The 15,081-nt window shown below is 71.7% G+C and carries 17 protein-coding genes and 2 tRNA genes; 15 read left to right on the plus strand and 4 right to left on the minus strand.

Annotation, left to right across the window (positions count from 1 at the left end):
* Positions 1-225 precede the first annotated feature (225 nt).
* From RB608_RS18990 to rpmG, 4 genes are all read left to right on the plus strand, one after another.
* Positions 226-1,623, plus strand: a complete 1,398-nt coding sequence (locus tag RB608_RS18990; RefSeq protein ID WP_308089621.1) for an amidase — start codon at positions 226-228, stop codon at positions 1,621-1,623.
* A 62-nt stretch (positions 1,624-1,685) separates the two neighbouring features.
* Positions 1,686-1,758 (plus strand) — tRNA-Thr (locus RB608_RS18995).
* A gap of 90 nt (positions 1,759-1,848) precedes the next feature.
* A tRNA-Met gene (locus RB608_RS19000) sits at positions 1,849-1,922 on the plus strand.
* Between the two features lie 41 nt (positions 1,923-1,963).
* Positions 1,964-2,134, plus strand: coding sequence for a 50S ribosomal protein L33 (gene rpmG, locus RB608_RS19005; protein ID WP_028654832.1), 171 nt, complete (start codon positions 1,964-1,966; stop codon positions 2,132-2,134).
* Between the two features lie 50 nt (positions 2,135-2,184).
* Here the strand turns inward: rpmG and RB608_RS19010 are convergent, their stop codons facing one another.
* A complete protein-coding gene (locus tag RB608_RS19010; protein WP_308089622.1) occupies positions 2,185-2,508 on the minus strand; it encodes a hypothetical protein in 324 nt (107 codons plus the stop codon).
* On the opposite strand from RB608_RS19010, the gene RB608_RS19015 reads away from it, so the two are divergent.
* The 7 genes from RB608_RS19015 to RB608_RS19045 all read left to right on the plus strand — a co-directional run bounded on the left by RB608_RS19015 (position 2,507) and on the right by RB608_RS19045 (position 9,130).
* Positions 2,507-2,932, plus strand: a complete 426-nt coding sequence (locus RB608_RS19015; protein ID WP_308089623.1) for a MaoC family dehydratase N-terminal domain-containing protein — start codon at positions 2,507-2,509, stop codon at positions 2,930-2,932. The two genes, RB608_RS19010 and RB608_RS19015, sit on opposite strands and share 2 nt — an antisense overlap.
* Positions 2,929-3,330 carry a MaoC/PaaZ C-terminal domain-containing protein gene (locus RB608_RS19020; protein WP_308089624.1) on the plus strand — a complete coding sequence of 134 codons (402 nt, stop codon included), beginning with the start codon at positions 2,929-2,931 and terminating at the stop codon, positions 3,328-3,330. The genes RB608_RS19015 and RB608_RS19020 overlap by 4 nt, the downstream gene beginning before the upstream one ends.
* The gene (locus RB608_RS19025; protein WP_308089625.1) at positions 3,323-4,405 is read left to right on the plus strand and encodes a UDP-N-acetylmuramate dehydrogenase; all 1,083 of its coding nucleotides are present in this window, start codon (positions 3,323-3,325) and stop codon (positions 4,403-4,405) included. The genes RB608_RS19020 and RB608_RS19025 overlap by 8 nt, the downstream gene beginning before the upstream one ends.
* Positions 4,406-4,500: 95 nt before the next feature.
* Positions 4,501-5,505: a hypothetical protein gene (locus RB608_RS19030; RefSeq protein ID WP_308089626.1), complete on the plus strand. Its 1,005-nt coding sequence runs from the start codon at positions 4,501-4,503 to the stop codon at positions 5,503-5,505.
* A gap of 181 nt (positions 5,506-5,686) precedes the next feature.
* The gene (locus RB608_RS19035) at positions 5,687-6,796 is read left to right on the plus strand and encodes a hypothetical protein (RefSeq protein ID WP_308089627.1); all 1,110 of its coding nucleotides are present in this window, start codon (positions 5,687-5,689) and stop codon (positions 6,794-6,796) included.
* A gap of 108 nt (positions 6,797-6,904) precedes the next feature.
* Positions 6,905-7,927 carry a hypothetical protein gene (locus tag RB608_RS19040; protein ID WP_308089628.1) on the plus strand — a complete coding sequence of 341 codons (1,023 nt, stop codon included), beginning with the start codon at positions 6,905-6,907 and terminating at the stop codon, positions 7,925-7,927.
* Between the two features lie 186 nt (positions 7,928-8,113).
* Entirely contained in the window at positions 8,114-9,130 is a 1,017-nt protein-coding gene (locus tag RB608_RS19045) for a hypothetical protein (RefSeq protein ID WP_308089629.1), read from the plus strand.
* A gap of 67 nt (positions 9,131-9,197) precedes the next feature.
* Here the strand turns inward: RB608_RS19045 and RB608_RS19050 are convergent, their stop codons facing one another.
* Complete coding sequence (locus RB608_RS19050; protein ID WP_308089630.1) at positions 9,198-10,217, minus strand: adenosine deaminase; 1,020 nt, start codon at positions 10,215-10,217, stop codon at positions 9,198-9,200.
* 141 nt (positions 10,218-10,358) lie between these two features.
* Between RB608_RS19050 and RB608_RS19055 the strand changes: the two genes are divergently transcribed.
* Together RB608_RS19055 and RB608_RS19060 are read left to right on the plus strand one after the other, a co-directional pair.
* A complete protein-coding gene (locus RB608_RS19055; RefSeq protein WP_308089631.1) occupies positions 10,359-10,958 on the plus strand; it encodes a sigma-70 family RNA polymerase sigma factor in 600 nt (199 codons plus the stop codon).
* Positions 10,955-11,539 (plus strand): hypothetical protein, encoded by a 585-nt coding sequence (locus tag RB608_RS19060; RefSeq protein ID WP_308089632.1) that lies wholly within the window; start codon positions 10,955-10,957, stop codon positions 11,537-11,539. Before RB608_RS19055 ends, RB608_RS19060 begins: the two co-directional genes overlap by 4 nt.
* Positions 11,540-11,548: 9 nt before the next feature.
* Here the strand turns inward: RB608_RS19060 and RB608_RS19065 are convergent, their stop codons facing one another.
* A complete protein-coding gene (locus RB608_RS19065; protein WP_308089633.1) occupies positions 11,549-12,421 on the minus strand; it encodes an alpha/beta hydrolase in 873 nt (290 codons plus the stop codon).
* A 148-nt stretch (positions 12,422-12,569) separates the two neighbouring features.
* A complete protein-coding gene (locus RB608_RS19070; protein ID WP_308089634.1) occupies positions 12,570-12,770 on the minus strand; it encodes a hypothetical protein in 201 nt (66 codons plus the stop codon).
* Between the two features lie 331 nt (positions 12,771-13,101).
* Between RB608_RS19070 and RB608_RS19075 the strand changes: the two genes are divergently transcribed.
* Positions 13,102-13,440 (plus strand): PRC-barrel domain-containing protein, encoded by a 339-nt coding sequence (locus RB608_RS19075; RefSeq protein WP_308089635.1) that lies wholly within the window; start codon positions 13,102-13,104, stop codon positions 13,438-13,440.
* A gap of 141 nt (positions 13,441-13,581) precedes the next feature.
* The gene (locus RB608_RS19080; RefSeq protein WP_308089636.1) at positions 13,582-15,069 is read left to right on the plus strand and encodes an FAD-dependent oxidoreductase; all 1,488 of its coding nucleotides are present in this window, start codon (positions 13,582-13,584) and stop codon (positions 15,067-15,069) included.
* Positions 15,070-15,081 lie beyond the last annotated feature (12 nt).

A 15,081-nucleotide genomic window follows, 5' to 3' on the forward strand; every position in this document is an offset into this window, starting at 1 on the left:
CCAGCCTCAACGCCCGGCCACGCCCTACTCTTGACATGCAGACCCCAGCCCAAGCGCTGGACCGGCTGCTGACCAAACCGGCAGCAGCCTAGGAGTTGCTTAGACCGCTTGACCTTGCCCGCGGGTAGACGACAAATCCGGTAGTTGAACCGAACCCCCCCAGACCCCGAACCTCCGACCCTGGTCGGACGCCAGGGGGCGGCAGAAGCGGCTAGGTTCCCCTGCATGCGCGTGCACGCCTTCACCGACGATGCCCTCGGCGACCTCGACGCGGTCGGCCTGGCCGAACACCTCGCGGCCGGCAAGGTCTCCGCCCAGGAGGCCGTCGAGGCCGCGATCGCCCGGGTCGAGGCCGTCAACGGCGACCTCAACGCGATGGCGTACACCGCCTTCGACCGGGCCCGCGCCGAGGCCCGCGACCCGCGGCCGGGGTTCCTGTCCGGCGTCCCCACGCTGGTCAAGGACAACGTCGACGTGGCCGGCATGCCGACCCGGTCGGGCACCGACGCCTGGGAGCCGCGTCCGGCCAAGCGCAACGGCGACTTCGCCGACATGCACCTCGCCACGGGCCTGGTGCCGCTCGGCAAGAGCCAGCTCTCGGAGTACGGATTCAGCGCCTCCGCCGAGCACCCGCGGCTCGGTGCCGTCCGCACGCCGTGGGACACCGAGCGGACCGCCGGCGCGTCCAGCTCCGGCTCGGGCGCGCTCGTCGCCGCGGGCGCCGTACCCCTCGCCCACGCCAACGACGGCGGTGGCTCGATCCGGATCCCCGCCGCGGTCAACGGACTGGTCGGCCTCAAGCCGACCCGGGGACGGCTCGCGCAGGACAAGCTCTTCCGCGACATGCCGATCCGGATCATCTCCGACGGCGTCCTCACCCGCTCGGTGCGCGACACCGCAGCGTTCTACCGCGAGGCCGAGCGGCACTACCGCAACCTCGACCTCCCGCCGATCGGCGACCTGACCCGCCCGATCAAGCGACGTCTGCGGATCGCCCTCAACACCAGTGGTGTCGGCCGCGGCGCGGACGCCGAGACCCGGGCGCTGACCGAGCAGACCGCGAGCCTGCTCGAGGATCTCGGCCACACCGTCACCGAGACCGAGGCCCCGGTGGCCCCGAGCTTCGTCGACGACTTCCTGCTCTACTGGGCGCTGCTCGCCGAGGTCATGCTCGCCACCGGACGACCGTTCCACGGACGCACCTGGGACCGGAGCAGGCACGACAACCTGACCCTCGGCCTCGCCCGGCACGCTCGCCGCAACCTGCACCGCCTCCCCGGCGCGATCACCCGCCTCAAGCGCGCCAACGTCCACGCCGCGGCCTACTACGAGCGGTACGACGTCGCGCTGACGCCGACCCTGGCGATGGCCACACCCAAGGTCGGTCACCTCGACCCCACCCAGGACTACACGACGATCATGGACCGGCTGCTCGACTGGGTGGCGTTCACGCCGTGGCAGAACATCACCGGTGCCCCGGCAGTCTCCCTGCCGCTCGCGAGCACCGCCTCGGGGCTGCCGCAGGGCATGATGTTCGGGGCCGCCCCGGGCCAGGAGACGGTCCTCATCGAACTCGCCTACGAGCTCGAACAGGCCCGTCCGTTCGCCCTCATCCAGGGCTGACGGACCGGACCGGGGCGCCGATTTCGCACCGTCCGGCGACGCGTGTATCGTTTCGCGGCGTTGCCCCTTTAGCTCAGTCGGCAGAGCGTCTCCATGGTAAGGAGAAGGTCTACGGTTCGATTCCGTAAAGGGGCTCTGAGATGGGGCGCCACCCGCACGACCCGCCCAGGGGATACTGGACGGGCCTGGTTCGACTGGATCGGGCGGAGGGCGCCCTCCTCACGTGGCGGGATAGCTCAGACGGTTAGAGCGCACGACTCATAATCGTGAGGTCACGGGTTCGATCCCCGTTCCCGCTACCGAGTACCCGGCACCACCACCAGCAACTGAAGGACTTCCTGTGGCCAGCAAGAGCAGCGACGTTCGCCCCAAGATCACGCTCGCGTGCGTGGACTGCAAGGAGCGCAACTACATCACCAAGAAGAACCGGCGCAACGACCCCGACCGCATCGAGCTGTCGAAGTTCTGCCCGCGGTGCCGCAAGCACACCGCGCACCGCGAGACGCGCTGAGTCCGGTTCGCAGCTTCCTGGAAGCCCGTCTCCCTGGGGGAGGCGGGCTTTCAGTCTTCTCCCGCGCCGGGGCAGGTCGACGGCTCCCAGCGGGCGAGGTCGCGTAGGTCGTACTGCGCCAGGGCCGGGACGACGGGCCGCCCGCCCCTGCGGAAGTACGGCGCCGCCGTCGACTCGCTGACGACCCACACCTTCCCCCGGGCCACGGCCGTGCTGCGCCAGCCACAGGACGTGCCGGTCGAGGACCAGCCCACCGCGTGCTGGCAGCTCGGCAGGTCCGGCTGCCAGACGGCGAGCGCTGCCGCTCCGCCCGGCCCGGCCCGGCCCGGCAGGGGGCGAGTCTGCGAGACCGCACCCCCTAGACTTCGCTGCATGCCGATCGACGCCGCCCTGGTCGGGCGGGCCTTCCCGCCGACCTCGCCCGTGCCGGTGACCGCGGAGTCCGTGGCCGCGTTCGCCGCCTCCGTCGGCGGTGCCGCCGGTGAGGGTGCCGCCGGTGAGGGTGCCGACCGGCCGGTCCCGCCGACGTACCCGATCGTCGTCACCTTCGCCGCCCTCCAGGACTTCCTGGCCGCCGAGCAGGTCGAGCTGTCCCGGATCGTGCACGGCGACCAGCGGTTCCGCTACGCGCGCCCGGTCGTCGTCGGCGACGAGCTCACCGCGACCCTCACCGTCACCGGCGTGCGCTCCATCGGCGGCAACGACATCGTGAGCACCTCCAGCGAGATCACCGACGCCGCCGGCGCCGTCGTCTGTACGGCGACCGCCACCCTCGTCCACCGCGGAGGTGCCGCATGACCACCCTGACCCCGGGCGCCGCGCTGGAGCCGCTCACCTTCGAGATCACCCGCGCCGACCTGGTCGCCTACGCCGCGGCCAGCGGTGACCACAACCCGATCCACCAGGACGAGGAGATCGCGCTCGCGGTCGGCCTCCCCGGCGTGATCGCCCACGGCATGTACACCCTCGCGCTGGTCGGTCGCGCCGTCGGCGAGTGGACGGGAGACGCCGAGGTCGTCGAGCTCGGGGCGAAGTTCGTCGCGCCCGTCGTCGTACCCGCCTCGGGGGCGGCGCGGGTCACCGTCGCCGGCACCGTCGGAGAGCGCAACGACGACGGCCTGCTCGCCCTCGCCCTGCTGGTCACGGTCGACGGCACCAAGGTGCTCGGCGCACCCAAGGTCCTGGTCCGTGCCTGAGTCCGCCCTGGCGGATCTCACCACCCTCCGTCTCGGCGGCCCGGCGCGGCGCTATGTGGCGGCGCCCGACGCGGACGCCCTGGTCGCCGCCGTCACCGAGGCCGACCAGGCGGGCGAGCCCGTGCTCGTCGTCGGCGGCGGCAGCAACCTGGTCGTCGCCGACGAGGGCTTCGCCGGCACCGTCGTCCACCTCACCGGCGGGGGAGTCCGGGTGGGGGAACGGTTCAACGACCGAATTCGTCGTGATCAGCGCGATCTGACGACAAATTCGGTAGGTGAAACGTCGGTGGCGGTGACCGTGGCGGCCGGGGAGCCGTGGGACGCCTTCGTCGCGCGCGCCGCCGCCGAGGGCTGGGTCGGCGTGGAGGCGCTCTCCGGCATCCCCGGCACCACCGGTGCCACCCCGATCCAGAACGTCGGCGCCTACGGCCAGGAGGTCGCGCAGACGATCACCGCGGTCCGCGTCTGGGACCGGATGCTCCGCGGCGAGCGGACCTTCTCCGGAGAGGACTGCCGCTTCTCCTACCGGCACTCGCGGTTCAAGACCGACCCCCGGCGCCATCTCGTCCTCGACGTCACCTTCCGTCTCGACCGCGGCGACCTGTCGGCCCCCGTCGGGTACGCCGAGCTCGCCCGCACCCTCGATGTCGCCGTGGGGGAGCGCGCCCCGCTGGCCGCCGTACGCGAGGCGGTGCTGGGGCTGCGCCGTGGCAAGGGCATGGTCCTCGACGCCGCCGATCACGACACGTGGAGCGCCGGCTCGTTCTTCACCAACCCGTTCGTCGATCCTGGCCAGGTGCCGGACGGCGCGCCGTCGTACCCGCAGCCGGACGGGCGCGTGAAGACCAGCGCCGCGTGGCTGATCGAGCATGCCGGGTTCGAGAAGGGCTTCGGCCTCGACCGGCCGGACGCACGGGTGTCGCTGTCGACGAAGCACACCCTGGCGCTGACCAACCGCGGCGGCGCGTCCACCGCCGCGCTCCTCGACCTGGCCCGCGAGGTGCGCGCCGGGGTGCTGGACCGGTTCGGGATCGAGCTGGTCAACGAGCCGGTGCTCGTCGGCTGCGCGCTCTGAGCGACCCGTCTGGTTTGACGGGTCGCGCGGCCTGGTAAGTAGGGGGAGCGCGATGCCGTGGGGCGTCCGCTTCGTTCGCATCTCGAGGAGAGTCCGTGACCAGTCCTGCCCTGCGGCGTACCGCCGCGTCCTTCGCCCTCGTCGGTCTCGCCACCGCCGGCCTGACCGCTGTCGCGAATCCCGCCGATGCCGCCATCGAGTACGGGTCGGTGGGTGGATCCTTCTACACCTACGAGTCCGAGGGTGGACCGTCGTGCACCACTCCGACGCCTGTGAGCGGCAGCGACAATGCCGAGTGGGTCGACAACGGCGTGCCCGTGACCAAGAGCTACAGCAGCACCACGACCTACACACGGACCGATGCCGCGACCGACAAGGTGGTCGTGCAGACGTCGGGCACGGCCACCGTGGCCGCCGGCCCCATCTCGGGCGGCGCAGCCCCCGCCACCATCACCGGTTCGGCGGACGTCACGGCGAGTGCAACGTCGACATTGGCCTCCACCGGTTGCGCCGTGAGCGGCAATGGCCGGCGCGGCGCGAGCGGTTCCTTCACCCTCACCCAGCCGATGTGGGCCACGGTGTCGGGATCGGGCAACGGCACCGGCACCGGCTCGATCTACATCCGCGACGAGACGAGCGGCACCGGGATCGAGCTGGGCAACCGCGGCTCCGGAAGCACCACCGTCTTGTTGGTCCCGGGTGACGTTTACGTCGACTTCGAGGTCTACGCCGATGTCTATGCGACCGGTTCGCGGGAGGAGAGCAAGGCCTACTCCGGCACCTTCCGCATCGACCTGCAGCCGGTCGGCGCGGCCGGTGCGCCGAGCGGCAAGGCCGCCGGCTATGTCCAGTTCGGCGCCCGCGACTGCGCCACCGGCAACATCGCAGCCGCCGTCACGAAGAAGGCCAAGAAGAAGGCGCGCAGCGTGCTGATCAAGGCCAACGGCGCCAAGGTCGCGAAGCTCAAGGGCAAGAAGCTCAAGCCCAAGACGCTCGCCCTTCCCGCCGCGGGCGGTGCCGCGGCCACCGTGACGGCGAAGGTCGTGCTGAAGAACGGCAAGAAGGCGACCGTCACCCGGTCGTACCTGGCCTGCTCGTGAGCGGGGCGGGCCCGGCCGCTGGCCGGGCCCGCGCCGACGGCTGCCCGGGTGACCGACCGGGTGACCTCCAGGGCGACAATCCTGGCGAACTCTCGCCGAGAGGTCCGAGGTGGCTCTAGTCTGCGCTCAGTAGGCGGCTGCCGCTCCCGTGCGCCGTCGTGCCTTCTCGAGGAGCTCCCCCATGAAGAACCATCTCGTCCGGCGCAGCGTCGCGGCACTCGCGCTCGGATCCCTTGCCGCGGTCGGACTGGCCAGTGTCCCGTCGCCTGCGCGCGCCGCCGTCGAAGAGGGCCAGGTCGGCGGGCAGTACGGCGTCTCGAGCTGGAACTGCGACGGCACCGACGTGGGGTCCTCGGAGCTCGATGGCGTGCCGTGGTCCGACAACAACGTTCCGGTCTCGAAGAACACCTCCGCGTCCTCCAATTTCACGGCCGGTGAGGGCGACACGGACACGGTCGACGCGTCGACCTCCACCAGCGCCTCGATCACCGCATCGCCCCTCGGCAGTGGTCCGGCCACCATCACCGGCTCCGCCTCGGCGTCGGCCTCTGCTCGTGCGAGCAACCCTGAGACGGTGTGCGACGTCGATGCTCACGCCCAGTCCGCCGCCGCGGGCCTGTTCACGCTCACCCAGCCGATGTGGGTGACCTTGACCGCCACCGGCCACGGTCAGCGTCAGGGCCGTGCCGCCGGCGGCAGCTATGTCGGCATCGGGACCGCCGAGGGAATGGGTGGCTGGTTGGGGGGCTACCTCGGTCTCGGATTCGGTGGTGACGGCCTGATGGTGTCGGCCGGCAACCGCGGCTCGGCCGTCTCGTCGACGCTGCTGCCGCCTGGCCAGTACGGCGTGGTGTTCCTCGCCACTGCCGTCGCTGAGGTGGACCAGCCGAGCGACGAGGGACCCGATGAGTTCGACTTGATCACGGCGTACGACGGCAGCGCGTCGTACACGGGGAACTTCAAGGTCGAGCTGAAGCCCGCCGGCACGGCGTCGGCCGTCACCGGCAAGGGAGCACCGCTGGTCCAGTTCGGCGAGCGCGACTGCACCAACGGCAATGTGACGGTCGCGCTCAGCAAGAAGACCGTGAAGAAGGCCAAGCGCGTGAAGTTCAAGGTCGACGGGGCGAAGGCCGCCGTGCTCAAGGGCAAGGGCCTCAAGGGCAAGAAGCCGAAGGCCAGGACGGTCGTCCTGCCGACCTCGGCGTCGGGCGTGACCAAGGTCAAGGTCAAGCTCGTCCTGGCCAACGGCCGCCGGATGCAGGCCACGAGGTCGTACCTGCCCTGCAAGTGAGCGGGTGATTCGCCGGGCGACATTCGGCGTCGGAGCGGGCCTGGTCCTAACGGACCGGGCCCGCTGCCGTTGGGCGGGCGTCGACCCCCCGATCTCGAGGAGCACCCCGTGAAGAACCCTCTCGTCCGGCGCAGCGCGCTCGGCCTCGCCGCCGGAGCCCTGGCCGTCACCGGACTCAGCGCCCTCCCGACGCCGGCAGGAGCGGCCGTCGAGTACGCCGAGGTCCGGGCTGCCGTCGACTTCAGCAGGTGGGATCCGGAGGTCTGCGACATCTCGGAGCCGAGCCATCCGGGCGGCATCGAGCTCGTCGACAACGGGGTCCCGGTGTCGCAGTCGTGGACCGCCGAGGCGACGGTGACCCACACCGACGACGAGACCGACGTGACCGAGCTGTCCGGGTCGGGCCAGGTCACCGCGTCGATGACGCCGATCGGCGCCGGTCCGGTCACCATCAAGGCCAGCGTCGCGGCCTCGGCCTCGGCGCAGGCCGAGCTCGAGGATGGGGCCTGCAGCGCCGACGTGAACGCCCGACCGGGGGCCGAGGCAGCGTTCGAGCTCCCCCAGCCGATGTGGGCGACGATCAGCGGGAGCGGAGACGGAACCGGCGCCGCGCAGGCGATGGTGGGCGACATGCAGGACGGCGTCGTGGCACTGGTCGTGGGGCCGCACAGCAAGGGGTCGGTGTCGGCGCTGCTGCCCGCGGGACCGGTCTACGTTCAGATCCAGGCGCAGGCGCAGGCGGACAACGACGACATGGTCGGCGCCCGCAGCTACGCCGGCTCATTCACCATCGAGCTCACGCCGGTCGGTGCCACGCCGGCGCCCGCAGGCCCCGGCGGCGCGGCCTCGCCCGTGTCCGGCAAGAGCAAGGGCGTCGTCGCCCTCGGTGCCCGGGACTGCGCCACCGGCAATGTCGCGGTCGACCTCACCAAGAAGGCGAAGAAGAAGGCCAAGCAGGTCACGATCAGCGTCAACGGCGCCAAGGCCGCCAAGCTCAGGGGCAAGAAACTGAAGCCGCGCACCATCGTTCTCCCCGCCGCGAAGGCGGCTCCTGCCGAGGTCGTGGTCCGGATCAAGCTGAAGAGTGGCAAGAAGGCGACCGTCCGCCGGTCCTACCAGGCCTGCTCCTGATCACCTGACCGCTTCGACGACCGTGGGTCCGGCCGATCGGTCGGGCCCACTGTCGCGTCCGGCAGCCGGAAGTAAAGAAAGGACGAAGCCGCGGCCGTGGTGTCGTCGGGCGCACTAGCGTCGCCGGTTGACTCCCAGACGGTGCTGGACCGAGGCACCGTCGAACCTCTTCTCGAGGAGCTATTGATGAAGCGACTTCTCGTCCGGCGCGGTGCTGTCGGACTCACCCTGGGGGCCTTGGCGGCCACCGGCCTGGCCAGCGTGCCGGTGCCGGCCCACGCCGTGGTGGCCGACCCGGAGGTCGGCGTCAGGGTGCACTCCGACTCGGGCTACTACAACGACGTCGATGATTGGGTCTACTGCGAGGAGGCGGGCGTGGTGGACCTCGACGACGTCGTCCCGTGGAGCGACAACGGGGTGCCTGTCAGCAGGTCGGGCAGCACCGCGGGCACCTACACCGACCCGGCCAACACGGCCGACAAGGTCAACGTCAACGCGAGCGGTTCGGCGTCGGTGTCCTCCACGCCCTTCACGGGGTCGACGTCGACGACGATCACCGGCACCGCTCAAGCTACGGTGTCCGCTATCTCGCAGGGCGCCACGACCAACTGCGATACCGACATTCGTGCCGAGAGCGGCGCGAGCGGCGAGATCACTCTGACTCAGCCGATGTGGGTGACGCTGACCGCGGCGGGCGACGGCACGGGGACCGGGATGATGGTGCTCGTCAATGCCGACGGCGTCAGCCAGATTGTCACCGCCAAGCGGGGGACGGCCAGTTCCGGCACGTTGCTCTCCGCGGGGGAGGCGTACTTCCAGTTCGCGTCGATGGCTGAGGCCAACGCGGACGGAGCCGATGAGGAGACCCGGTCCTACTCGGCGACCTTCAAGATCGAGTTGAAGCCGGTCGGCACGGCTACGGAGCCCACCGGCAAGGGCAAGGGCTACGCCCAGTTCGGTGCGCGTGACTGCGCGACGGGCAACGTGGCCGCGGCGATCACGAAGAAGGCCAAGAAGAAGGCCAAGCAGGTCGTGATCACGGTGAACGGTGCGAAGGTCGCGAAGTTCAAGGGCAAGAAGCTGAAGAAGCGCACCCTCGTGCTGCCGGCTGCTCCCGCGGCGGCTGCCGAGGTGGTCGCGACGATCACGCTGAAGAACGGCAAGAAGGTGACGGTGACCAGGTCGTACCTGGCCTGCTCCTGATCCGCTGACTCACGCCTGAACGCGGCGGGCCCGGTCGACATCGGCCGGGCCCGCGGTGCGTCACGGCTCAGGCAGGAGCCTGGTCCAGCCACCGCTCGATCTCGACCAGTCCGGCGTCGACGACGTCCTTGGGTGCGCGGCTGGCGCGGAAGGACATCCGTGCCAACTCGGCGAGCTGGTCGTCGGTGAGCTCGTGGGCGGCGCGCATCGTCGCGTACTGCCCCGCGAGGCGCGAGCCGAAGAGCAACGGGTCGTCGGCGCCCAGGGCGACCGTCGCGCCCGCCTCCAGCAGCGTGGGCAGTGGCACGGACGTGAGGTCGGAGTAGACGCCCAGAGCGACGTTGGAGACCGGGCAGACCTCCAGGGCGACTCCGGCGTCGACGATGCGGGCGAGGAGGTCCGCGTCCTCGGCCGCGCGTACGCCGTGCCCGAGCCGCCCCGCGTGCAGCGCGTCGAGGCAGAGTCGGATGTGCTCGGGCCCGCGCAGCTCGCCGCCGTGGGGCGCGAGCAGCAGGCCCGCCCGCTCGGCGATCGAGAAGGCGCCGGCGAAGTCGGCGGTGCGGCCGCGACGTTCGTCATTGGACAGACCGAACCCGACGACCCCGCGGTCGACGTACTGGCTGGCCAGCCGGGCCAGGGTCCTCGCGTCGAGCGGATGGCGGGTGCGGTTGGCGGCGATGATGACGGCGATGCCGAGCCCGGTGCGGGCGGAGGCGTCGCGGACCGCGTCGAGCACCAGGTCGGTGAACGCGGTGATGCCGCCGAAGCGGGCGGCGTACCCGCTGGGGTCGACCTGGATCTCCAGCCAGCGCCCGCCGTCGGCGACGTCGTCCTCGGCGGCCTCGAGGACCAGCCGGCGGACGTCGGCCTCGGTGCGCAGCACGGACCGGGCGACGTCGTAGAGGCGCTGGAAGCGGAACCAGCCCTTCTCGTCGGCCGCGGTCAGCTGCGGCGGCCAGTCCTCGGCGAGCGCGTCGGGGAGATGGATCCGGTCGCGCGCGGCCAGCTCGAGCAGGGTCGAGTGCCGCATGGAGCCGGTGAAGTGCAGGTGGAGGTGCGCCTTGGGCAACGCCTTGAGATCCCGCACGGCGTCATCCTAGGGCTCGCATCCCCAGCCCGTCCGATCACCGGGCCCGGCCACCCACCGTGGGGCCGGGCGACAGGGCGGAGGCCCTGCCCACCGGGTCTCCGGTTGTAACGTCGAAGGCCCCGGGGACCAAGAGAGGGCATGAACCAGGAACGAGCCGATGACCCGGACCCGGTCCGCCGCATCGGCCATGACGCGGACGCCTTCGAGGCGTTCTACCGCGACCATCTCGATCTGGTGCAGCGCTTCGTCGCGCGCCGGGTCGACGACCCGCACCTCGCGGCGGACCTCACCGCCGACGTCTTCGTCGCGGCCGTGGACGGCGCGAGTGGCTACCGTCCCGACCGGGGCAACCCGGCCGCCTGGCTGACCGGCGTCGCCCGCAACGTCGTGGCCGCCGAGTTCCGGCGCCAGGGCCGGCAGCGGGCCGCGGTCCGCAAGATCGCGGGCCGGCGGCTGCTCGATCCGGACAGCCTGGCCAGGATCGAGGAGCGGATCGACGCCGAGCGCGAGACCCGGCGTCTGTACGACGCCCTGCGCGCCCTGCGTCCACGCGACCGCGCGCTCATGGAGCTGGTCGCCGTCGAGGGCCTGCCCGTCGCCGACGCGGCTGCCGTGCTGGGGGTGAAGCCGGCCACCGCGCGGGTCCGGCTGCACCGCAGCCGGCGCCTGGTCCAGTCCCATCTGCTGCCCCCGCAGCCCGCTGTGGAGGCCGCACTCTCACCGGAGGTCCCGTCATGACCCGCACCCTCGACCCCTTCGAGCAGGCCCTGCTCACCGAGCTCCGCCGGCACGTCGCCGAGCGCGACGTCGTACCCGTCCGCACGGGTCGGCGCCGCCTCGCCGCCGTCGGGGCGGGCATCCTCGCCGCCGGATCGGCCGCCACCGGTGCCGTGCTGCTGCAGCCCGACCCGGCGTTCGCGGTCCACGAGGACCGCAACGGCGACGTCGTCGTCACCATCTCCAGCCTGAAGGACGCCGACGGCCTCGAGCGGGCCCTCGCCGAGCACGGGGTGGACGCCGACGTCTCGTACGACGCCGAGCCGTTCCCCGACGCACCGCCGATCCCGCCTTCGGGAGATGCGGGTGACGCAGCGGCGTCGGGCACGGACAGCGGCCCGAGCCTCGAGTCCCACGGCGCCGGTGCGGCGCCGGGCGGGGCGCCGTGCGGTGCCATTGCCGTCGAGACGGACGGTGACGGCGTCACCTTCCGGCTGCCCGCCTCCGCCATCGCCGCCGAGTCCCCGCTGCGGATCCAGCTGGCCGGTGAGGACCTCGGCTGGGCCTCGATCGGGATCCAGTGGGAGCAGCCCGTCTGCTGACCGCGGGCGTCAGTTCCCGTCGGGTGTCGCGCCGCTCCCGAGAGCGAGCATCGCCGCCGCGACCGGGGTGACGGCGGAGGCGGGGATCGCCGTCGAGGCCTGGTCGAGGACGAGCAGCCGCGCACCGGGGATCTCGCCGGCGAGTGCCTCGCCGTTGCCGACGGGGAAGAACGGGTCGCGACGACCGTGGACGACCAGGGTCGGCAGCGCGAGCTCGGGCAGGCGCTCGCGCCAGCGCGGAGCGCAGTCGAGGTGGGCGAACACCGTGCCCAGCTGGTTGGCCATCCGCACGGCAGACTCCGCGCTCGGCGTACGGTCCCAGATCCGTGCGGCGATCGCCCGGGCGGCGACGGGATCGTCGCCGAGGATCGCGGCGCCTGCGGCGGCGAACTCCGCCACCGCCTCGCGGTCGGACCAGTCGGGCATCGGCTGCGAGAAGAGGCGGCCCATCGTGGCCGCGTCGTGATCGGGGAGGTCGTCGTCGACCGGTCCGGGGGCGACGGGCCGGGTGCCGACGAGAGTGAGGGCGCCGAAGGCGTCCGGGTGGTCCAGCGCGGCGACCTGGGCGACCATCCCGCCGACGCCGATGCCGGCCAGATGCGCGGAGCGGTGGTCGAGCGCGCGGGCGAGGGCGGCCGCGTCGGCGGCCAGGTCCCGCAGCGTGTACGCCGGCGCGTCCGGGTCGGTAGTGACCGATGCGCCGGCGTCGCGGAGGTCGTACCGCACGACGTGCCGTCCGCCCCGGCCGAGAGCCGCGCAGAGCTCGTCGGGCCACGAGAGCATGGTCGTGCCGCCCGCGCACAGCAGGAGCGGCGCCGCCTCGTCGCCGAAGTGCTCGATGCCGAGCGTGACGCCGTTCGCCTCGACGGTCGTCGTCCGCATGGTGCTCCTCCAGGGCTGTGTCCCGGGCCGGGGACGGCCACGTGATGGTGGACCACCGGTCGCGCGCGGACTCATCGGTGCCCGCGGGACCACCTGTCCAGGCGACCGTGTGCCGGTACGCATCACGGCTCGCTCGGTCCCCGAACATCTAGGCGATGGTCTCGCCCTCGGTGCACACGGTGCAGTGCCACCACTGCACGAGTAGGTCGTTGCGCACGCCATAGGTCGCCCGGCCCTTGATATGGCGGGTCCTGCGACCGCACTGAAGGCACTCGAGCAGCAGCACCTCCAGGCCGTCTCCGAGATCCGCAGGCCTGGGGTCGGGGGCTGGTACGGAAAGGGGCGTCATGCGTTCGCCGGCTTTCGGACGGAGCGATGTTCGACGGAGAAGGGCTGCCGCCGTTGCTTGACGGCATCCGAGGACTCTCAGTTGGTTCGGGACGTTACGCCGACGAGGCGGGGAAGTCCATGCTCCCGGCCGGGGGTGGGAGCCCGTCTTCGTGGCACCGGCCGGTGCCGTCTCGGCACCGACGCCGGACGGATGGGACGTCGGAGATGGATGGCGCCATCCAACCGACGACAGCGGCCGTCATCCCTCCCAGTCGAACGGAGCATCGTGGCGTCTCCGGCTGCCTCGGCCGGGTACCGCGGGGGGACCCAACGAGAGGAGAGGATGTCAGATGAGCAACGTGTGGAGCTACCGAGAGACCTCGTGGCTGGAGGGCGGCGACCTCGTCGGCTACGGCGTCGAGGCGACCGACGGGTCGATCGGCAAGATCGACAAGGCGACGAACGAGGTCGGATCGTCGCACGTGGTGGTCGATACCGGTCCGTGGATCTTCGGCAAGAAGCGACTGGTCCCGGCTGGCGCCGTCACCGGCGTCGACCACGACGACCAGTCGGTGATGGTCAACATGACCAAGGAACAGATCAAGTCTGCTCCGGACTACGAGGCCGAGCGCTGGAACGACGAGTCGCGGGAGCAGCACTCCGACTACTACGGACCGTACTCCTGGTGAGTTGGCCCTCTGCGCTGCCCGGCGGTCGTCACCGGTGAACCCGGGTGTTTCCGGTGGCGGCACCCCGCGCGGTGGCATGCGCCGGTGCGGCGCCGGGCCCTGCCGCGGCTCGGGAGCCGTCGGGTGGGTACGGGAGAAGGCATGACCTCTGTGTGGCTGGACCGTGACCGCCCCAGGTACGAGGATCCGCTGCCCGAAGACGGGCGGGTCGACGACCTGATCGTCGGTGGCGGGCTCACCGGTCTGGTGACCGCGCTGCTGCTCGTCTCCGCGGGCCGTCAGGTGCTCCTCGTGGACGCTCACCGGGTCGGGGGCGGCACGACCGGACGCACCACCGGCAAGGTCAGCCTGCTGCAGGGCACCATGTTGTCCGGTCTGATGGAGCGCCGACGTCGGTCGGAGGTGGAGAGGTACGTCGTCACCAACAGGCGGGCGATGGAATGGCTCGAAGGCTTCTGCGCGGAGCACGACGTCCGCTTCGAGAGTCGTGACGCGGTCACCTACGCGGCGACAGAGGATGAGGTGGACCGCGTCCGGGACGAGTACGACGCCGCGCGGGCCCTCGGCCTTCCCGTGAAGTGGTCGCGGTCCCTCGACGTCCCCTTTCCGTCCCGCAGCGGCGTCACGTTGCCGGGTCAGGCGCAGATCGACCCGTGGCCGGTCGTGGTCGCGATGACGGCGACGATGCGTCAACGGGGAGCACGACTTGTGGAGGGCTGTCGGCTCACCGGCCTGCGAACCAAGGGCGGCCGGATCGTGGCGGAGGTCGCGACGGACGGCAAGGGCCGGCAGGAGGTGTCCGCGGTGAACGTCGTGCTGGCGACAGGTGCGCCGGTGCTCGACCGCGGACTGCACTTCACTCGGCTCGAGGCGCTGCGGTCCTACGTGCTGGCGTGCCGGCACCCGGCCCCGCCGGAGGCCATGTACCTCTCGGCCGGTGCGTCATCGGGAGCCTCCACCCGGTCCGTGCGCGGCTGGTCCGATGCGGACGGTCCGATCCTGCTGATCGGCGGCGCCGGGCACCCCGTCGGCCGCACCCGGGACACGCCGGCTCACCTCGCCGAGCTGCGCGCATGGACGGCGGTCCACTTCCCTGCCGCGCAGGAGACGCACGCGTGGTCGGCGCAGGACTACCGCTCCCATACGGGCCTGCCACTCGTCGGCCGGCTGCCGCTGAGCGGAGGAGCGGCCTTCGTGGCGACCGGCTACAACAAGTGGGGTCTGACCAACGGCGTGGCCGCGGCCCGGCAGATCGCCGATGAGATCCTCGGACAGGACTCGCCGGGCCCGAGCCGAGCGACGGGGCCGTCGGTGACGGAGGCACGACCTTCGGTGACCTCAGCCCTGGTCTGGGCTCGCGTGAACGCGCAGTCGGGGCAGGCGATGATCGGCGGCCACCTCCGCAACCTGGTCGGGCGGCGATCGGGGGATGAGGGTGAGGAGGAGCACATGCAGGCCAGGTCGGTCTGCGGGCTGTTGCCGGTCTGTACCCACCTCGGGGGACCGCTGGCGTGGAACGAGGTCGAGGAGTCCTGGGACTGTGCCCTGCACGGGTCCCGATTCACCGCCGACGGCAGCGTCATCGAGGGTCCCGCCACTCGTCGACTCCGGTTCGGGGTGATCCAGTGACGCGACGTGAGG

This window comes from Nocardioides sp. LHD-245, from assembly GCF_030929495.1.
In the GTDB taxonomy this organism is placed as follows: domain Bacteria; phylum Actinomycetota; class Actinomycetes; order Propionibacteriales; family Nocardioidaceae; genus Nocardioides.